This window comes from Pseudomonas gessardii (genome assembly GCF_001983165.1).
Classification (GTDB): Bacteria; Pseudomonadota; Gammaproteobacteria; order Pseudomonadales; family Pseudomonadaceae; genus Aquipseudomonas; species Aquipseudomonas gessardii.
Window position 1 is genome coordinate 1 of sequence record NZ_MNPU01000062.1, and the last position, 16,277, is coordinate 16,277.

Annotated in this window: 19 protein-coding genes; 10 read left to right on the forward strand and 9 right to left on the reverse strand. The window is 65.1% G+C overall.

From position 1 onward, the window contains the following. Positions 1 to 846 precede the first annotated feature (846 nt). The 5 genes from BLL38_RS26855 to BLL38_RS26875 form a co-directional block, all read right to left on the reverse strand. On the reverse strand, positions 847 to 1,116 hold the full coding sequence (locus BLL38_RS26855; protein ID WP_057438728.1) for a DUF3325 domain-containing protein: 270 nt from the start codon (positions 1,114 to 1,116) through the stop codon (positions 847 to 849). 1 nt (position 1,117) lies between these two features. Beyond that, complete coding sequence (locus tag BLL38_RS26860) at positions 1,118 to 2,656, reverse strand: PepSY-associated TM helix domain-containing protein (protein ID WP_076964989.1); 1,539 nt, start codon at positions 2,654 to 2,656, stop codon at positions 1,118 to 1,120. Beyond that, positions 2,653 to 2,940, reverse strand: coding sequence for a DUF3649 domain-containing protein (locus tag BLL38_RS26865; protein ID WP_076964990.1), 288 nt, complete (start codon positions 2,938 to 2,940; stop codon positions 2,653 to 2,655). Before BLL38_RS26865 ends, BLL38_RS26860 begins: the two co-directional genes overlap by 4 nt. 212 nt (positions 2,941 to 3,152) lie before the next feature. After that, complete coding sequence (locus BLL38_RS26870) at positions 3,153 to 4,493, reverse strand: sensor histidine kinase (RefSeq protein WP_076964991.1); 1,341 nt, start codon at positions 4,491 to 4,493, stop codon at positions 3,153 to 3,155. After that, positions 4,490 to 5,209, reverse strand: coding sequence for a response regulator transcription factor (locus BLL38_RS26875; RefSeq protein ID WP_076964992.1), 720 nt, complete (start codon positions 5,207 to 5,209; stop codon positions 4,490 to 4,492). The genes BLL38_RS26870 and BLL38_RS26875 overlap by 4 nt, the downstream gene beginning before the upstream one ends. A 349-nt stretch (positions 5,210 to 5,558) precedes the next feature. On the opposite strand from BLL38_RS26875, the gene BLL38_RS26880 reads away from it, so the two are divergent. Continuing rightward, positions 5,559 to 6,077 (forward strand): cysteine hydrolase family protein, encoded by a 519-nt coding sequence (locus tag BLL38_RS26880; RefSeq protein ID WP_076964993.1) that lies wholly within the window; start codon positions 5,559 to 5,561, stop codon positions 6,075 to 6,077. A 12-nt stretch (positions 6,078 to 6,089) separates the two neighbouring features. Here the strand turns inward: BLL38_RS26880 and BLL38_RS26885 are convergent, their stop codons facing one another. Further along, entirely contained in the window at positions 6,090 to 6,377 is a 288-nt protein-coding gene (locus tag BLL38_RS26885) for a hypothetical protein (RefSeq protein ID WP_057959133.1), read from the reverse strand. 233 nt (positions 6,378 to 6,610) lie between these two features. Between BLL38_RS26885 and BLL38_RS26890 the strand changes: the two genes are divergently transcribed. The 3 genes from BLL38_RS26890 to BLL38_RS26900 are packed head-to-tail and all read left to right on the forward strand — an operon-like array spanning position 6,611 to position 8,748. Further along, positions 6,611 to 7,249, forward strand: coding sequence for a secretin and TonB N-terminal domain-containing protein (locus BLL38_RS26890; RefSeq protein ID WP_057438740.1), 639 nt, complete (start codon positions 6,611 to 6,613; stop codon positions 7,247 to 7,249). Beyond that, positions 7,246 to 7,791: an RNA polymerase sigma factor gene (locus tag BLL38_RS26895; RefSeq protein ID WP_057438724.1), complete on the forward strand. Its 546-nt coding sequence runs from the start codon at positions 7,246 to 7,248 to the stop codon at positions 7,789 to 7,791. The genes BLL38_RS26890 and BLL38_RS26895 overlap by 4 nt, the downstream gene beginning before the upstream one ends. A 36-nt stretch (positions 7,792 to 7,827) precedes the next feature. Next, a complete protein-coding gene (locus tag BLL38_RS26900; RefSeq protein ID WP_076964994.1) occupies positions 7,828 to 8,748 on the forward strand; it encodes a FecR family protein in 921 nt (306 codons plus the stop codon). Positions 8,749 to 8,779: 31 nt separating this feature from the next. Here BLL38_RS26900 and BLL38_RS26905 read toward each other — a convergent pair whose 3' ends face one another. Then, positions 8,780 to 9,388 (reverse strand): type II secretion system protein GspJ, encoded by a 609-nt coding sequence (locus BLL38_RS26905; protein WP_057438723.1) that lies wholly within the window; start codon positions 9,386 to 9,388, stop codon positions 8,780 to 8,782. Beyond that, positions 9,385 to 9,846: a type II secretion system minor pseudopilin GspH gene (gspH, locus tag BLL38_RS26910; protein ID WP_076964995.1), complete on the reverse strand. Its 462-nt coding sequence runs from the start codon at positions 9,844 to 9,846 to the stop codon at positions 9,385 to 9,387. Before gspH ends, BLL38_RS26905 begins: the two co-directional genes overlap by 4 nt. A 90-nt stretch (positions 9,847 to 9,936) precedes the next feature. On the opposite strand from gspH, the gene BLL38_RS26915 reads away from it, so the two are divergent. Next, positions 9,937 to 10,368 carry a type II secretion system protein N gene (locus BLL38_RS26915; protein ID WP_057438721.1) on the forward strand — a complete coding sequence of 144 codons (432 nt, stop codon included), beginning with the start codon at positions 9,937 to 9,939 and terminating at the stop codon, positions 10,366 to 10,368. Here BLL38_RS26915 and gspI read toward each other — a convergent pair. Further along, the gene (gene gspI / locus BLL38_RS26920) at positions 10,355 to 10,747 is read right to left on the reverse strand and encodes a type II secretion system minor pseudopilin GspI (RefSeq protein WP_076964996.1); all 393 of its coding nucleotides are present in this window, start codon (positions 10,745 to 10,747) and stop codon (positions 10,355 to 10,357) included. The two genes, BLL38_RS26915 and gspI, sit on opposite strands and share 14 nt — an antisense overlap. 148 nt (positions 10,748 to 10,895) lie before the next feature. Between gspI and gspG the strand changes: the two genes are divergently transcribed. Genes gspG through gspD form a run of 5 tightly spaced genes read left to right on the forward strand, consistent with a single transcriptional unit; the run spans position 10,896 to position 16,185 of the window. Then, a complete protein-coding gene (gene gspG / locus BLL38_RS26925; protein ID WP_076964997.1) occupies positions 10,896 to 11,345 on the forward strand; it encodes a type II secretion system major pseudopilin GspG in 450 nt (149 codons plus the stop codon). An 8-nt stretch (positions 11,346 to 11,353) separates the two neighbouring features. Next, positions 11,354 to 12,277 (forward strand): type II secretion system minor pseudopilin GspK, encoded by a 924-nt coding sequence (gene gspK, locus BLL38_RS26930; protein WP_159439761.1) that lies wholly within the window; start codon positions 11,354 to 11,356, stop codon positions 12,275 to 12,277. Next, the gene (gene gspL, locus BLL38_RS26935; RefSeq protein ID WP_057438738.1) at positions 12,274 to 13,386 is read left to right on the forward strand and encodes a type II secretion system protein GspL; all 1,113 of its coding nucleotides are present in this window, start codon (positions 12,274 to 12,276) and stop codon (positions 13,384 to 13,386) included. Before gspK ends, gspL begins: the two co-directional genes overlap by 4 nt. Beyond that, on the forward strand, positions 13,379 to 13,906 hold the full coding sequence (gspM, locus tag BLL38_RS26940; RefSeq protein WP_057959140.1) for a type II secretion system protein GspM: 528 nt from the start codon (positions 13,379 to 13,381) through the stop codon (positions 13,904 to 13,906). Before gspL ends, gspM begins: the two co-directional genes overlap by 8 nt. Next, positions 13,903 to 16,185 (forward strand): type II secretion system secretin GspD, encoded by a 2,283-nt coding sequence (gspD, locus tag BLL38_RS26945; protein ID WP_076964998.1) that lies wholly within the window; start codon positions 13,903 to 13,905, stop codon positions 16,183 to 16,185. The genes gspM and gspD overlap by 4 nt, the downstream gene beginning before the upstream one ends. Positions 16,186 to 16,277 lie beyond the last annotated feature (92 nt).

Genomic DNA, 16,277 nt, shown 5'->3' on the forward strand with positions numbered 1-16,277 from the left:
CCCTTACGGCGGCTCACTTTGGAAGAGCCCCAAAGTAAGCAAAGCGCTCTTGCCCCACCACTCGGCACCTCGCCTAGGCTCGGTGTGCCCGTCATCCGACATTGATTTGGGGGGCCGCCGCGCTGGGCCATCCATGGCCCAGCGCGGCTAAACCGGCGTCCTGCCGGTTTACCCCCCAAATCAAAATCGCATGACGGCCAGCGTGGTTTAACGGGGCGCCTCAGATCAAAAGCAAAGCGAGGCGGCCTGACAGCCGACCTGATCGTCGAGGCGTGCGCATATACCTGTGGGAGCTGGCTTGCCTGCGATGGCTGTGTACCAGCCAATACATTGATCGACTGATACACCGCCATCGCAGGCAAGCCAGCTCCCACAGGGGAATGCAGCTTCGCACCCCAGCTTTGCTGTTGCTGTTGCTGTTGCTCTGCTTTTGATCTGGCTTTTGATCTTGATCTCAGGCGCCCCGTTAAACCACGATGGCCGCAGGCAGGTATTGCGCAGTGGGCACCCCGGCATGGATGCCGGGGTAGCCGCGACACGGCCATGGATGGCCGATCGCGGCGGGCCCACGGAGCAATGCCTGACTGCGGGCATGCCGAGCCTAGGCGAGGCACCGAGTGGTGGGGCAAGAGCCCTTTTGGTTACTTTTGGGGCTCTTTTCCAAAAGTGACCCGCCGTAAGGGCGGAACCAATAGCCGCCGTAACCACAGCAACGGATATGTACAAAACCCCAGAAAAGAGTTGTGTAGATACCTATGCCGCGATGGCGGTGTATCAGTCGCCGCATGTATCGGATAACCCGGCGCAATCGCCGGTAAACCAGCCCCTACAAGGTTTTTTGGCCCATCAGCGGGTGGTGTAGGGCAACAGAAACACCACGCCAAGCCCAGCCAGCGAAATCAAGCCGAACCACGCCACCGGCCCCATGGCCCAGCCCCACCCCAGTACGCTGACGGCAAAACTCGCCGCCAGCATCCCCCAGCCCAGCACTCGCAGGCCACGTCGTAGCACCGGCGAGGGCAGGCGCTGCATAAGTTGTTTGTAATGGCGCTCCAAGCCCAGGCATAACCCCGCCATCCCTGCGCAGGCCAGCAACAACGCGACTATCAACGCCATCTCAATTGACCTCTGCCACAGCGTGCTTGGCCACGCGCCGGGTGCTGCGTTCCTTGGGCGCCTGGTACAGCTTCCAGCACGGCCAGGTCAGCAGCAGGCCGAGGGCGACGCTGGTCAATTCCAGGTAGACGTAATCACCCAGGCTTTCCCCCAGCAGATTCAGGGCCGGCAGGCCGATACACAGCACTGCCGCCAGGCCCAGTTGCTCGCGCCAGGCACTGCGCCAGGGGCGGACAATCGCATGGCCCAGGCTCAACAGCCACACCAGGAAAAACACCCGCACTTCCCAGCCACCGCGCTGGGCCAGTTCCACTGGGAGCAAGCGGTTGGCCCACAACAAGGCCACGCACGCCACCGTCAGCCCGGCCACCACCGCCACATTCAGGCGTTCGGCGATGTGGTAGAGCAGGGCGCCTAGAGCGCCTTCGCCATCGTGGCGCCGGCGGCGTTTGACGGTAAACAGCACCACGCCGGTTGCCAGCATTGCGCAACTGGCCAGGCCGCAGACAAAGTACAACCAGCGCATGGAGTAGCCGCCGAACTGCGCAAAGTGCAGGCCGGCCATGACCTTCTGGGTCAACAGGCTGGGCCGACTGACCGCAGGCTGGCGCAGGACGGCACCGCTGACCCCGTCAAACAGCATGCTCTGGCCCTTGGTCAGCTCGATGCGGTTGCCCAGTACCGGCCGTACCTCGATGCGTGCGTCGCTGCGGCCGGGGTTGTGGATCGACAAGCTGGACACCGGCCCCATGGCCCGCTCGGCCTCGGCCAGCAGCGGTTCCAGTGCCGTCAGCTCGGCTGCTTCGCTGTGTTTGGGGCGTTCGCCGCGCACTTGTTGTTCGGCGGGCGCGCCACGCAGGGCGCGGAAGAGGTTGTCGCGGTCACCGTCAAACAGCACGTCCACCGCCGCCGGCATGTAGATCAAATAGAAGATCACCAGCCCGGTATAGGTGATCATCAGGTGAAAGGGCAGCACCAGCACCGCTGTCGCGTTGTGCGCATCCAGCCATGAGCGCTGGCCCTTGGCGGGGCGGAAGGTGAAGAACTCCTTGAAGAATTTCTTGTGGATCACGATCCCGCTGACCAACGCGACCAGCATCGCCATGGCGGCCAGGCCGACCGTCCAGATCCCCAGGTCGCGCGGCAGGTTGAGGGTAAAGTGGAAGCGGAAGAAAAACCCGCCCCCGGCAGTTTCGCGCACGGCCAAGGGCTCGCCGGTGTGTGGGTCGAGTGCGGTGCCGCCGCCACGTCGTTGTTCGCCGGCCGATACCGTCAGGGTGTCGGAGCGTTCGCCGGGCAGGCCGATGTTCCAGGTCTTCGCCTCGGGGTGCTGGCGCGCCAGGTAGTCGAGGGCCTGCTGCGCGGCGGCGCTTTGCGACAGGGGCGCGGTGGGGATTTCCGGGCGCATCCAGCCGTCGATTTCCTTGTCGAACACCGCCAGGGTGCCGGTCAGGAAGATTGCAAACAGCAGCCAGCCGAACACCAGCCCGCTCCAGGTATGCAGCCAGGCCATGGCCTGGGTCAGGGTCTTGTGTTTCATCCCAGCACCTCGCGCCAGTGTGGCCAGAAACCGACGGCAGCCAGGGGCAGCGCCAGGGCCATCCCGGCCCACGCACGCCAGGCGTTGCGACAGGCAAAGGCCCAGAGGATCGCCAGGGTGTAGATCAAGAAGGACGGCAGGCTGGCGACCACCAGGGCATCCACCTTGTCCATGGGCAACAGGCGCGCCAGGGCGGCGGTAAACGCATAGGTAAACAGGTAACCGCCGATCAGCGCGGCGACCATCCGCGAGAGGGTCGGCCAGGCAGGGGATTTGCTTTTCATGGAGGGCTCATCAGCATCAGACTAGGCAACACCATTGCCCTGGGGGGCAGGCTTGTGTGGGAGCTGGCTTGCCTGCGATGGCATCTCCTCGGAATGACCTGCTAGACCGAGGCGTCTGCATCGCAGGCAAGCCAGCTCCCACATAGACCGAGTGGGTCACAAGAAACGTATGGCTCGAATGCTAGTGATTCTCATATGTGAGTAAACGCAATTTACAACTTATACACTTTGAGCCGCAGGTGCAGGCACAGCCCGGGCGTGGTGTTCTGTGCCCACAACTGGCCGCCTTGCAACTGCACGATGCTGCGCGCAATCGACAACCCCAGGCCATAGCCGTCACCGCCGGGGCGGGCGGCATTGAGGCGGGTGAAGGGCAGGAAGATCTGCTCCAGCTTGTCCGGCTCGATCCCTGGGCCCTGGTCCTGGATGCACAAGTGCCAGAAATCGCCCTCCAATGCTCCGGTCAAGCGCACCACACCGTGTTCGGGGGAATGGCGGATGGCATTGCGCAGGATATTTTCCAGGGCCTGGGCCAGGCCATTGAGGTTGCCCAGGACCCAACAGTTGGCGGGCAGTTCGCAGGGCAGGCGCTCCCGCGGCCAGCCGCTTTCAAAGCAGGCGTCTTCGCGCAGCAAGTCCCACAACGGTTCCATCTCGACTGCTTCCACGGGCATCGCCGGGCGTTCGGTATCCAGCCAGACCAGCTCCAGGGTGCTGCCGATCAAGCGTTCCATGCCTTGCACTTCGCGCTCCAGGCGCTGGCGCAGGGCATTTGGATCGGGCTCGCGCTCCCCGGCCACCCGCAGCCGGCTCAAGGGCGTGCGCAGTTCGTGGGACAAGTCCCGCAGCAGGCGCCGTTGCAGGACCACGGTATTTTCCAGGCGCTCGGCCATATGGTCGAAGGCCCGGGCCAATTCACCGAGTTCGTCACGGCGGTGCGTCACCTGGGGCCCGACCCGCGCCGCCAGGTCGCCGGCGCTCAGGGCATTGGCCTGGCGCCGCAGGATCACCAGCGGCGAAATCAGCACCCGGTACAACAGCACACCAAACAATAGCGCCAGGCACGTCGGCAGTACCTGGCGCAGCAAAATGTCCCACAGGCCACGGCCCTGGCGGGGGTCCAGGTGCAGTGGCAACTCCATGACCAGGCGTGCTGCACCGTCGCTGAACGGAATATAGAAAGTCGGCCGCCCGCCGGGGCGGCCCACTGGCCAGTCGATCTGGCGTACAAAATCCAGCTTGCGCCGCTCAATCGTGGTCAAGGCCTGGGAGGACAGCGACTGGTGGTCGTCCACTACCACCGCCCATACCTGCTCCTGGGCACGCAGATTCTTGAGGAACTCATCGACCCCCACTGCACCGCGTTCACGCCAGGCAATTTCGGCCTGGCGTGAGTACTCGCTGAGGATGTAACGGGTGGGGGCGGGCAAGCGCGCGGTGGCTTCGTAGATGCGCCGGCTCACATCCACTTGCAGGCTGACCACCAGCAGGCACAACACCGCCAGCAAGCCGATCAATTTCCACAACAGCGAGTGGCGGTTGGGCAGCCTCATGGCTCCAGCCGGGTCAGCATATAGCCTGTGCTCCTGACCGTTTCCACGCGCCCGGCGGTGTAGCCGATGGCCTGTAACTTGCGGCGGATACGGCTGACATGCATGTCCAGGCTGCGATCATGTCGCGAATAGGCGCGGTGCATGACCTGCTGATACAGGAATGCCTTGGTCAGCACCTCGTCGGCATGGGCCACCAGGGTTTCCAGGACGCGGTATTCGGTGGTAGTCAGGTCGGCCCACTGTTCATCCAGGTGCACATCCGTGCGCTGTTCGTCGAACGTCAGTTGCGGATCTTCATTGCGCGCCGTGCCAGGCACCTCATGTTCATAGGCCACCCGGCGCAGGATCGCGTCGATGCGCACATCCATCTCCAACATGCTGAACGGCTTGGGCAGGTAATCGTCGGCGCCCTGGCTGAAACCGGTGATGCGGTCCTGCTCGGCACCGAGGGCCGACATCAGGATCACCGGTACCCGTTGATGCCGCCGCAGTTGCGCGAGCACCTCCAGGCCGCTGCTGCCGGGCAGCATGATGTCCATCAGGATCAGGTCGAAATCCTGGGTACGCGCCAGCTCGACAATCCCTCCACCATCATGGCGCAACGTGACCTCGAAGCCACGCTGGCCCAGGTGGCTGTGCAGGTGGGCGGCGAGCAACGGGTCATCCTCGACGGCAAGGATGCGGCGCGCAGCGGGGAGCGGGTGGGGGGCGTGCATGGGATCTTCCTGCGAATGCGAATGTTTCTAAGTTGCGCATTCTGGCAAAAGTCCCGACATATTCCTATCCATTGCGCTTTATTGCCGCATTTTCGGTTTAAGCACTGAACACGTTTGCAGCTCGGGGGGGCGCTCCAGGATCCTGGCTTGTCAGGGCGTTGCGGTATTGCTAGTGTCGATGCATGACTGCCTATTGCCTCACCTCGACGACCACCACCACGACCGCTGCAAGCGGAGCGTGCGAGGTTTCGTGAGCCAATAGCAGACGAACTTCAAAGGCCCGCCAGCGATGGACAGGGCCTTTTTTCTTGTCCTTGTGTCGCTGGCTCAAACGCAAGGAGATGCACCCATGTACGCCCTGTTGATTCTCGATATGCAAGTCGGGCTAGTTCACGGCCCGGAAAAACCATGGCGCTGCGAAGCGTTGTTGGAAACACTCAATAGCCTGATGGATAAGGCCCGCCACGCCGGTGCGCCGATTTTTCTGGCGCGCCATATCGGGCCCGTGGGCTCGCCCATCGAACCCGGCAGCCCGCTGACGAAGGTGGTACCGCAACTGAAGTTGCTCGGTGGCGAAAGGGTGTTCGAAAAGCGCCGGCCCAACGCCTTTGAGTCGACCGACCTGGCTGACCAGTTGCGCGCATGCGGCGCTAGCGGTGTAGTGGTCACCGGGATGAAAACGCAATACTGCGTCGACAGCACCTGCCGCGCTGCCCGTGACCTTGGCTTCGATGCGGTACTTATCGCCGATGGCCATACCTGTTCGGACACTCCCGTGATGAAAGCCGAGCATATCGTCGCTCATCACAATGCCACGCTGGATGGGCCGTTCTGCCAACTGGTTAGGGCCGAGGAGTGGCGCTTCTAGAAGGCCCCCAGATCACGGCCGCTGCGGCTTTACCCCCGTACCGAACGTATTGCCCATCCGCACACTGGTCGCCGCCGGCGTCGACAAGCCAATCTGGTTCGGCGGCCGCTGGTGCACCGGTTTTTCCCGCGCCTCGCGGTTTTTCTGCGCTGCCTTAGCGCCCATCTGCTGGCTCAGGCATCCATAGTCAGGCGCTTTGTACCCATCCACCCTGGCCTCGACACAACCGCCCGGCGTTTCCTCGGCGTGCACGGTCGACGCCAGGCCCGCGCATAACAACAGCATCAGCAACCGCTTCATCAGAGCCTCCTGGCAGGCCCTGGGGAGTGGGCCGTTAGTGCCTGCCAGTCTAGCCCGGTGGCGCTGGCGAAACCGTGATGTTTTTTTTGCCATCACCGTAACATCAGGTTCATAAATTGGCCTCAGGATGACGCTTTTCCCAGGACACGGCAGCCGTGCAACAAGGCAGAGCAGGGGTCGAACGGTGGGCTTGGAGGCGCACGCACTGCTGCCTGGTCTTGCTGTTGGCCTGGATGTGGCTGCCACTGCCCAGGGTGCAAGCGGGGGAGCCGCCGTTGTTGCGCCTGGATCTGCCTGCGCAAGACCTGGCGCCCGCCCTGGAAGCTTTCAGCCGGGCCACCGGGATGGCTGTGCTGGTGGACCGCGAGTTGAGCGATGGACGACGTTCGATGGGTGTGCACGGGCACTACAGCGCCCAGCAGGCCCTGGGCCTGTTACTGACAGGGAGTGGCCTGATGGCGCGTTACGCACGCAGTGATGCATTCACCCTGCAGGTGCCTGAAGTCAGCCAGCCGCTGGCCAGTCGCGGGGTATCGCCACGTAACGCCGCACGGCTCAACCGCAGTTATGCCAGCGCCGTGCAGCAGGCCGTCGAAGCCAGCCTGTGCCGTTCACCCTTGACCCGCCCCGGCAGTTTCCGGGCGCTGGTGCAGGTCTGGGTCAACCGTGACGGATTGATTGAACACAGCCGCCTGGTCAGCTCCACTGGCGATGTACTGCGTGATGAAGCGCTGGTGCGCAGCCTCGGCAGCACATGGATAGAGCGCCCGGCACCCAGCTCGATGCGGTTGCCGTTGACCCTGCTTTTAATGCCCGATACCACAGGAAAACGCATGGAATGCACAGCACGGCAAGGAGCTTCCGGGGCATGAAGGATACCGGGCACACGCCAATGGTCAGGTTGTTCCTGGCCTCCTACGAGGACTTCAAGGTGCGTTTGCGCAAGCGCCTGGGGTCGGAGGATCTGGCCAATGACGTCCTGCATGAAACCTACCTGCGGGTCGACCGCATGGACATGCCGGCGAACCTGCAACAACCCAATGCCTATCTGTACCGCATGGCCCTGAACATTGCGGCCGACCGGCGCCAGGCCGATGCCCGCCTGCTGACCGGCAGCGAAGTCGAGGAGTTGCTCAATATCAGCGATGAAGCCCTGGACCCCTCGCGGGTGGTGGGTGGCCAGAAAGAAATCCAGTCCCTGCTCAAAGCCCTCTACGAACTGCCTGCCCGGCGGCGCAAGATCCTTATCGCCGCGCGCCTGGAGGAAGCGCCACACCTGGAAATCTCCCAGCGTTTCGGCATTTCCACACGCATGGTCGAGAAGGAAATCAAGGCCGCCCTGGGGCATTGCGCCCAGCGTCTGGAAAGAAAAGTCATCCAGCGGTTCGGTCCCGGCGCCGGAAAACCGTCTTAGTGTTGAGTCCCTGATAATCCGTGAGTACCTGCGCGCTTGAATATTTTTAGCTTTCCCACTTCCCGGGATACGCCCGACAGCCGATTGCACGGTGAAGCGCGCGACTGGCTGGTCCTCCTGACCTCGGGCCAGGCAACCGTGGCCGATGCCAAGGCCCTGCGCCAGTGGTGCGCCCAGAGCCCCGAGCATGCCCAGGCCTTCGAACAGGCCAAGCGACTGTGGCAACAATTGACCCCGGCGCTGACCGAGGCCCAGGCCCCCCGGCACTTTGGCCGAAGGGCGTTCCTCGGCGGGGCGCTTGCGGCCTCGGCGGCCCTGGTGATGGTGCACATCAGCGTGCCCGGTGGTTTTGCCGGCTTGGGCGCCGACTACCACACCGCAGTGGGCGAGCAGCGGCGGGTGGACTTGCGCGAGGGCATCAGCCTGGAGCTCAACACCCAGACCCGCATCAGCCGGCGCGAGCAGGGCATCGAATTGCTTGAAGGCGAGGTCGAGGTGCAGGTGGCACAGCCGCTGACCGTACAGGCAGGGGCGGGCTGGCTGAGCGCGAGCCAGGCGCGCTTCAATGTGCGCAACACCGACCACAGTGTGTGCGTGACCTGCATTGAAGGCTGGCTGGCGGTTGAAGTGCAGGGGCGCAGCGTGCGCCTGGACAGCGGGCGCCAGTTGACCTACGACGCGGCCGGGCTGGGCCCCGTGGTGACGGTGGACACCGACGCCGTGATCGCCTGGCGGGAACAGGTGCTGGTATTTAATAACGCCACACTGGATACGGTGATCGACGAGATCAACCGCTACCGCCCAGGGATGTTGGTATTGCTCAACCGCGAACTGGGCAAGCGCCGGGTGCAGGCGCGCTTCAGTCTCGAACAACTGCCGGGCGTGGCGTTGCTGATCCGCGATGCCTATGGGGCCAAATGCACGGAACTGCCGGGCGGGGTGGTGTTGCTCAGCTAGCCCTGGAGACGGGGGGCCGCTCGCCACAGGTTCAGTCCAACGGCCCCAGCACCTGGCGATAGCGCTCCACCCCCTGGGGCGTCTGGCGCACCAGGGTGATTTCCATCCCCAATGGATTGTCCTGGCGATTGCCGCTCAACTGCCGCCAGCCTTTCTCGTTGTCCCACACCCGCACTTGCAGGTCGCTGACCTGGCTCAACACCGCCACCGCCTCCTTGGGCGCCGGCAGCGGATAGCGATCCCGCGCCGGTGCGGCAGCGCGGTACAAGGTGTCGCCCTTGAGCCACCACCGCACCCGTTGCAGGCCGTCGCCGGGGGTTGGCGCGCTGCGGATCAGCTCCAGACGAAAGCCCTGGCTGTCGGAGCTGCGCACGGTCACCGCCGGCAAGGCGTCGGCGGCGGGAGGCTGGTCCTCGGTGGGTGGCGCAGCCAGTTCCACCCCGGCGCGCAGGCTGACGTCCAGTTGCAGCTGGTTCAGGGCGCGCAGCAGGCCCTGGGTCTGTTCGGTGCTGGCCTGCAAGTGGGCGTCGGCGCGGGTTACGCTGTCCAGGCCGCGCCAGGCAATCAGGCTGACCACCGCCATCAGCATGATCGCCACCATCACTTCGATCAGGGTAAAGCCTTGCTGCTCGCGGTTCATGGCTGGCTCACCACGCGCAAGGTGCCGGCTGCATCACGTTGCAGGCTGAGGCCGTGTTGCCCGTCCGAGAGCCACACCTGCAGCGGCGGAGTGATCCATTCGGCATTCAGCACCAGGGTCTGCCGGGGTTCGATCCGCACCAGCATCGGCGTGGTATCCCAGGCCCGTGGGCGCAGTTGTGGGTCATCCTTGAAGTCCTCCAGCCCCCGGCCATCGTCGCGGCGGCGGCTCAAATGGTAGCCCTTGGCATCGGCACGCCAGGTGATCGTGCGGCCATCGGCACGGGCTTCGGCCTGGGCGATCTGCAGCACCTGGCTCAGGCGCTCGGCGTCCTTGCGCAAGCGGTGCAAGGGGTCGGGCTTGATGCTCAGGCTGATGGCCGCGCTGGCAATGCCGATGATCACCAGCACCACCATCAACTCGATCAAGGTGAACCCCTGTTGCCGGCGATTCGTCATGGGTGTGCCCTCAACGGGATCTGCCACTGAAATAAAACCGTGAGAATTGCCCTGTAGGCTGTCTGCACGGACAAACAGGAGGTCCCGCCCATGGCATTCATCCATCGCGTATCTGCCGCCCACGGCATCCAGGCCCTGGCCGTGCTGGCGACGCTGGCCGGGGTCGCTACATGGACACCGTTGCTGCTGACGTCTGCCGAGTCCCATACCCCGGCGCTTGCCCCCCAGGCATTGGCGGCGCGCAGTGATAACCCGGCGCTGCAATGGTTTGCCGACATGCCGGCGGCCCTGCAGATCAAGGTCTCCGGGGTGCTGGCCGGCGCCCAGGGCGCGGTGGCGATTCTCAGCCTCAACGACGGGCCGCCGCGCAGCTTTCTAGCGGGTGAACGCCTCAGTCCCGGCGTGCGCCTGGCGGCCATCGAGGGCGACGGGGTGGTGATCGAGCGCGGCGCTGAAAAGGTCCGGGTCAACCTCGACAAGTTGCCCGATGCCCCGGCCTTGCCCCGGCTCACTCGGCCGTAACCTGCTTTAACGCCGGCGCGCGGGCCACCAGGGTCTCAAGGCGCGCCAGGGGCGGCGCCTCGCGTGTGGCGTCCAGCACTTGCACGCTGACTTTCCACAGGTCGCCAGCGCCTGCCACCACCTGTTCACAGCGCAGTTTCAAACGGCCCTGGTCGCACTCGAATGTCTTGCGCCCGGGGCTGGCGCGGCCCTCCAGACGCAGTTGCGCCAGGCGACTCTGGGCCGCCAGCATGGCGATGGACTTGTCGCGCAACAGGCCATTGCTCTGGGTCATCAACCCCGCCACCCGCACCGCCGCCGCCATGGCCACGGCGATAATCGCCAGGGCCACCAGCACCTCGATCAGGGTGAAACCTTGGTTCCTATTGCGGGCGCGCATGGCTTGCTCAATGCCGGGAAACAGGCCCGCAGACTAGCCCTTGCACTTGACCGATTGGCGACCAAAGCTCCCGAGGATTTTCAATACGCCTGACATGTTGTCTTGCAACACTGCGCGACGAAAAGCACTCAAGCCAAGGAATGTCGAGATGGATATCGCGCACTTCACATCCACCCCGCGAGGCGCTCGTGGCCAGCGTGGCTTTACCCTGATCGAGATCATGGTGGTGGTGGTCATTCTCGGGATCCTCGCCGCCATGGTGGTGCCCAAGGTGCTCGACCGCCCCGACCAGGCGCGCGCCACGGCCGCCCGGCAAGACATCGGTGGCCTGATGCAGGCGCTGAAACTCTACCGCCTGGACCACGGCAGCTATCCGAACCAGACCCAGGGCCTCAAGGTCCTGGTCGAGCGCCCGGCCGATGGGAAGAACAGCAACTGGCGCGCCTACCTCGAACGCTTGCCCAACGACCCCTGGGGCCGCCCGTACCAGTACCTCAACCCTGGCGCCAACGGTGAAGTCGATGTGTTCTCCCTGGGCGCCGACGGCCAACCGGACGGTGAGGGCGTGAATGCCGATATCGGCTCCTGGCAGTTGTAAGGCGCGCCATGAACAGCCATTTGCCCAGAGCGGCGAAGCAGCGCGGCATGGCGATTATCAGCGCGTTGCTGATCGCCGCCGTGGTGGCGGTGCTTGCCGGGGCCATGCTCACCCGCCAGAGCGTGTTCACCCGCAGCCTTGAGGCCGAACAACTGCGGGTCCAGGGCAGTTGGTTGTTGCAGGGCGCGCTGCAGGCCAGCCGGCAACAGTTGTGGGACGCGCGGCGCAAAGAGGTGCTGACCCGTCTCGACCAGCCCTGGGCGCGCCCCTTTGCCGGGGTGGTCGAAGGGCGCCTGGATGACGAGCAGGGCAAGTTCAACCTGCGCAATCTGGTCAGCCAGCAGCAGCCGGATGTGGCGCAGTTGCAGAGTTTCCAGCGTCTGTGCCAGTTGCTCGGCATCGACCCCAACACCAGCCAGCGCATCAGCCAACGGGTGCTTGCCTCCTATGCGCAGCGCGCGGGTGGCAGTGACGTGAGCAGCCTGCGCAGCACCTCGCCCGAGGCCGCGCAGACCTTGCTGCCGGCCAGGGCGCCGATGTTGCGCAGCCTTGACGACCTTGCCCTTGAGCCGGGGGTGCAGCAACGCCTGGCGGCCTATGTCAGCGTGTTGCCCGACAACACCTGGGTCAATGGCAATACGGCCAGCGCCGAAGTGCTCAGTGCGGTGGTGCCGGGGCTCAGCCTGTCCCAGGCCCAGGGGCTGGTGGCCGAGCGGGACAGCGGGCGCTGGTTTATCAACCGCGGGGATTTCGTCAACCGCCTGCGCATGCCGCAGTTGCTGGTGGACTCGGTGCAGGTGGGAATCACCAGTGAGTGGTTCCGCTGGCACGGCCGCGCGCGGCGCGAGCAGCGGCGGGTGGCGGTCGAAGCGTTGTTGTATCGCCCTGAAGACCGGCAACCCCAAGTGATCTGGTGGCGGGTGGGCGCATGACGCGCTTGCGCATTGCCTTGCCGCCGCTGGCCCAACTGAGCGCCGAAAGCCTGGTGCACTACGCCTGGTTGGACCGCGCCGGGCAGGTCAGCCGGCAAGGTCAGGCCAGCCTTGGGCAGTTGGCGCAACCGCGCAAGAGCCTGGCGGCCGAGTGTTTCCTGCATCCCCGGGACAGTTTGCTGAGCAGCTTGGAGTTGCCGCAACTGCCGCCCGCTAAAGTGGCGGCAGCCGTGGCCTGCGCGGCCCAGGCGCTGATCCTCGGCCCGGTCGCGCAAATGCAGGTGGTCCACAGCCCACGGCAGAGCAACGGCCAGGTGCAAGTGGGCTGGCTGCCGACGGCTGGCCTGGAACAGTTGCAGCGGGTCCTGGCCCAGGTGCCTATCAGTTTGCGCGGCCTGTACCCGGCGCCCTATGCCTTGCCTGTGCCGCCGGCGGGGCATTTGAGCGTGGCCTGCGTCGACGGGCATCTACTGCTGCGCCAGAGCCTGCACCAGAGCGCCTTGCATCCCCTGGGCCCACAGGCCCTGGCGGAACTGGTGCAGGCTGGCGCGCAGTTGCATCAGGTCGATGAACACACGCCCGCGCGCTGGCAGGGTGTGGTCCCCGCCTGGGGCTTGCATGGCCGCCTCAAGCGTGCCAGCAGCGGTGGCTGGGGCCGGGCGCTGGGGCTCAGTGCCCTGGCGGTGGCGGTCTGGACCCTGGGCCTGAACCTGTATGCCGCGCGCCAGGTGGACGAAGGGCAACAGCTCAAGGCGCGGATGATTGCCCAGGTCAAGCAGGCCTTCCCGCACTTGCCGGTGATCCTCAATCCGCTGCAACAGGCCCGGCAGCAACTGGCCGCCGGGCAAGGCGCCACCGCCGATCCCGGCCAGCGTTTCAGCAGCCTGTTGCAACTGGCGGGCAACCACCTGCCGTTTATGGTCGGCAGCGTCCAGGCGTTGGCATTTGATCAAGGCCGGTTGCACCTGGAGCTGTTGCCCGACAGTCGCAGCCCGGCCGCCCCAGGGGAGTGGCAGGCGGCGTTGACCGAGGCGGGTTTCGCTGCCACCCGCGATGAGCACGGCTGGACCCTCGGGCCGCTCGACAACACGGGAGGCGCCGATGAGTAAGTTCAGCTATCCGCACCTGCGCGGCCAGCTCCAGGGATTCTGGAGCGGCCTGGCCCTGCGCGAAAAACGCCTGCTCGGCGGCAGCGGGGCGGTACTGGCGGGCTTTTTGGTGTGGTTGCTGCTGATTGAGCCGCCCTTGCAGCAGATTGATTTCTGGCAGGCCGAAACCCCCAAGCTGCGCACCCAGGCCGCCACCTTGCAGGTGCTGCTGCAGGGCGCCAGTGCCGGTGCGCGCGCCGGGCAAGACCTGGAAGGCGCGCTGCGCCAGGCGCTCGACGCTGCCGGACTTAAAGACCGCTATCAGTTGCAGGGCGTGGCGCCCGCCGGTTGGCGCCTGACTTTTACCGACGCGCCGGCGGATGCGCTGGTTGGTTGGCTGCTGACCAGCCCGCGCGCATTTTCCCTGGAGGTGTCCCACGCGCGCTTGCAGCGTGTGGGCGATACCCCAGAAAACCCGGCCGGCAGCGTGTCCGGGACCGTTCGCATGGATCAGGCGCCTGGCGCTAAGGAAGCTTCATGAAGTGGTCACTTCCCCGTTCAGCGCCGTTTCGCCAGGTGGCGCCGCTGCTGTTGCTGGCGCTCAGTGCCTGCAGCCACACCCCGGCGCCTACACCTGCGCCCTTGCTGGTGGACAGCGAACTCGGCCAGCCCCTGGCCGACACCCGGCGCAATGGCGTGCCGTTGCCCGATCGCCAGCGCGAAATCAGCCCCCAGCCGCGGGTCCAGCACCCGCTGAGGAACCGTGCCCGCGGCCCGGTCGCCGCGCCGGCCAAGGTGCGCAACCCGCTGGGTGACCAGCCGGTGCAATTGAATTTCGTCGACGCCGAGATCCAGGCGGTGGTACGCGCCTTGTCCCGCGCCACCGGCCAGCAGTTCCTGGTAGACCCCCGGGTCAAGGGCAACCTGACCCTGGTCAGCGAAGGCCAGGTCCCGGCGCACCAGGCCTACGACATGCTGCTGGCGGCGCTGCGCATGCAGGGCTTCAGCGTGGTGGACGTGGGGGGCGTGGCCCGGGTGGTCCCGGAAGCCGACGCCAAACTGCTGGGCGGGCCGATCTACAACGCCGCCAGCCCCAGTGGCAATGGCATGCAGACGCGCACCTTCCGCCTGCAATACGAAAACGCGGTGAACCTGATCCCGGTGTTGCGCCCCATCGTTTCGCCGAACAACCCGATCAACGCCTACCCCGGCAACAACAGCATCGTCATCACCGACTACGCGGAAAACCTCGCACGGGTAGGGCAAATCATCGCCGGCATCGACACCCCAAGCGCCATCGACACCGACGTGGTGCCGGTACAAAACGGCATCGCCGTGGATATCGCGGCAATGGTCGCCGAGTTGCTGGAAACCCAGGGCAACGACCAGACCCAGAAAATCGCCGTGATCGGCGACCCGCGTTCCAACTCGATCATCATTCGTGCCGGCAGCCCCGAGCGCACGGAGCTGGCGCGCAACCTGATCTACAAACTCGACAATGCCCAGAGCAACCCCAGCAACATGCACGTGGTGTACCTGCGCAACGCCCAGGCAGGCAAGCTGGCCCAATCCCTGCGCGGCATGCTGACCGGAGAGAGCGAAAGTGGCGTCAGTGACGAGGCCCGCTCCAAGTTGAGTGCGATGGGCGGCGCGGGTAGCACCAGCCAGGGCAGCACCCAGAACAGCAGCGGCACGCCGACCGCCAGCGCGGCGCCATCCAGCGGTTATGCCAAGGACAGCACCGGCGCAAGCACTGCCGGCAGTGAGCAGAACACTGCCTTCAGTGCCGGCGGTGTGACGATCCAGGCCGATGCGACCACCAACACCCTGCTGATATCCGCCCCGGATCCGCTGTACCGCAACCTGCGCGAAGTCATCGACATGCTCGACCAGCGCCGCGCCCAGGTGGTGATCGAAAGCCTGATCGTCGAAGTCAACGAAGACGATGCCAGCGAATTCGGCGTGCAGTGGCAGGCCGGCAACCTGGGGGGCAAGGGTGGTTTTGGCGGGGTCAACCTGGGCGGCAGCGGGATCAACGGCACCCCCACCAGCAAGACCAGCATTGACGTGCTGCCCAAGGGCCTGAACATCGGCCTGGTGGACGGTACCGTGGATATTCCAGGGATCGGCCGGGTGCTGGACCTCAAAGTCCTGGCGCGGGCGTTGAAGAGCAAGGGCGGGACCAATGTGTTATCCACGCCGAACCTGCTGACCCTGGACAATGAGGCGGCGAGTATCTTCGTCGGCCAGACCATTCCCTTCATCACCGGCAGCTACGTGACCGGCGGGGGCGGCACCAGCAATAACCCGTTCCAGACCGTGCAGCGTGAGGAAGTGGGGCTCAAGTTGAACGTACGGCCACAGATTTCCGAGGGCGGTACGGTGAAGCTGGATATCTACCAGGAAGTCAGCAGCGTCGATACCCGGGCGTCGGGGGATGCGCGCACGGTGACCAACAAGCGCGCGATTGATACCAGCATCTTGCTGGATGACGGGCAGATCATGGTGCTGGGCGGGCTGTTGCAGGATGGCTATACCCAGAGCAACGACGCAGTGCCGTGGCTATCAGACATCCCGGGATTGGGCGCGCTGTTTCGCAACGAGTCGCGCAGTGTGAACAAGACCAACCTGATGGTGTTCCTGCGGCCCTACATCATTCGCGACAGCGGCGCGGGGCGCAGCATTACGCGCAATCGCTACGACTTTATGCGCCGCGCCCAGGGTGGCTTGCAGCCGCAGCACAGCTGGGCACTGCCGGATGTGCAGGCGCCGCAGTTGCCGGCGGTGGAGAAGGCGATGCCGGGGAGTACACGCCCGTGAGTCGCACCCATTCCCCCTGTGGGGCTCGACAGCTCCCACAGGGGGATGCGGTCGCCTCGAGAATCGGGCTGCCGAGCATGGGCGCAGCCCTG

What these genes read in the sequence shown, in the direction of transcription:
- BLL38_RS26855 (WP_057438728.1), bottom strand. Translation starts at nt 1,116, where the DNA reads ATGGCGTTGATAGTCGCGTTGTTGCTGGCCTGCGCAGGGATGGCGGGG.
- BLL38_RS26895 (WP_057438724.1), top strand. Translation starts at nt 7,246, where the DNA reads ATGAAGGATACCGGGCACACGCCAATGGTCAGGTTGTTCCTGGCCTCC.
- BLL38_RS26865 (WP_076964990.1), bottom strand. Translation starts at nt 2,940, where the DNA reads ATGAAAAGCAAATCCCCTGCCTGGCCGACCCTCTCGCGGATGGTCGCC.
- gspL (WP_057438738.1), top strand. Translation starts at nt 12,274, where the DNA reads ATGACGCGCTTGCGCATTGCCTTGCCGCCGCTGGCCCAACTGAGCGCC.
- BLL38_RS26915 (WP_057438721.1), top strand. Translation starts at nt 9,937, where the DNA reads ATGGCATTCATCCATCGCGTATCTGCCGCCCACGGCATCCAGGCCCTG.
- gspD (WP_076964998.1), top strand. Translation starts at nt 13,903, where the DNA reads ATGAAGTGGTCACTTCCCCGTTCAGCGCCGTTTCGCCAGGTGGCGCCG.
- BLL38_RS26905 (WP_057438723.1), bottom strand. Translation starts at nt 9,388, where the DNA reads ATGAACCGCGAGCAGCAAGGCTTTACCCTGATCGAAGTGATGGTGGCG.
- gspG (WP_076964997.1), top strand. Translation starts at nt 10,896, where the DNA reads ATGGATATCGCGCACTTCACATCCACCCCGCGAGGCGCTCGTGGCCAG.
- gspK (WP_159439761.1), top strand. Translation starts at nt 11,354, where the DNA reads ATGAACAGCCATTTGCCCAGAGCGGCGAAGCAGCGCGGCATGGCGATT.
- BLL38_RS26880 (WP_076964993.1), top strand. Translation starts at nt 5,559, where the DNA reads ATGTACGCCCTGTTGATTCTCGATATGCAAGTCGGGCTAGTTCACGGC.
- BLL38_RS26870 (WP_076964991.1), bottom strand. Translation starts at nt 4,493, where the DNA reads ATGAGGCTGCCCAACCGCCACTCGCTGTTGTGGAAATTGATCGGCTTG.
- BLL38_RS26890 (WP_057438740.1), top strand. Translation starts at nt 6,611, where the DNA reads ATGTGGCTGCCACTGCCCAGGGTGCAAGCGGGGGAGCCGCCGTTGTTG.
- gspM (WP_057959140.1), top strand. Translation starts at nt 13,379, where the DNA reads ATGAGTAAGTTCAGCTATCCGCACCTGCGCGGCCAGCTCCAGGGATTC.
- gspH (WP_076964995.1), bottom strand. Translation starts at nt 9,846, where the DNA reads ATGACGAATCGCCGGCAACAGGGGTTCACCTTGATCGAGTTGATGGTG.
- gspI (WP_076964996.1), bottom strand. Translation starts at nt 10,747, where the DNA reads ATGCGCGCCCGCAATAGGAACCAAGGTTTCACCCTGATCGAGGTGCTG.
- BLL38_RS26875 (WP_076964992.1), bottom strand. Translation starts at nt 5,209, where the DNA reads ATGCACGCCCCCCACCCGCTCCCCGCTGCGCGCCGCATCCTTGCCGTC.
- BLL38_RS26860 (WP_076964989.1), bottom strand. Translation starts at nt 2,656, where the DNA reads ATGAAACACAAGACCCTGACCCAGGCCATGGCCTGGCTGCATACCTGG.
- BLL38_RS26885 (WP_057959133.1), bottom strand. Translation starts at nt 6,377, where the DNA reads ATGAAGCGGTTGCTGATGCTGTTGTTATGCGCGGGCCTGGCGTCGACC.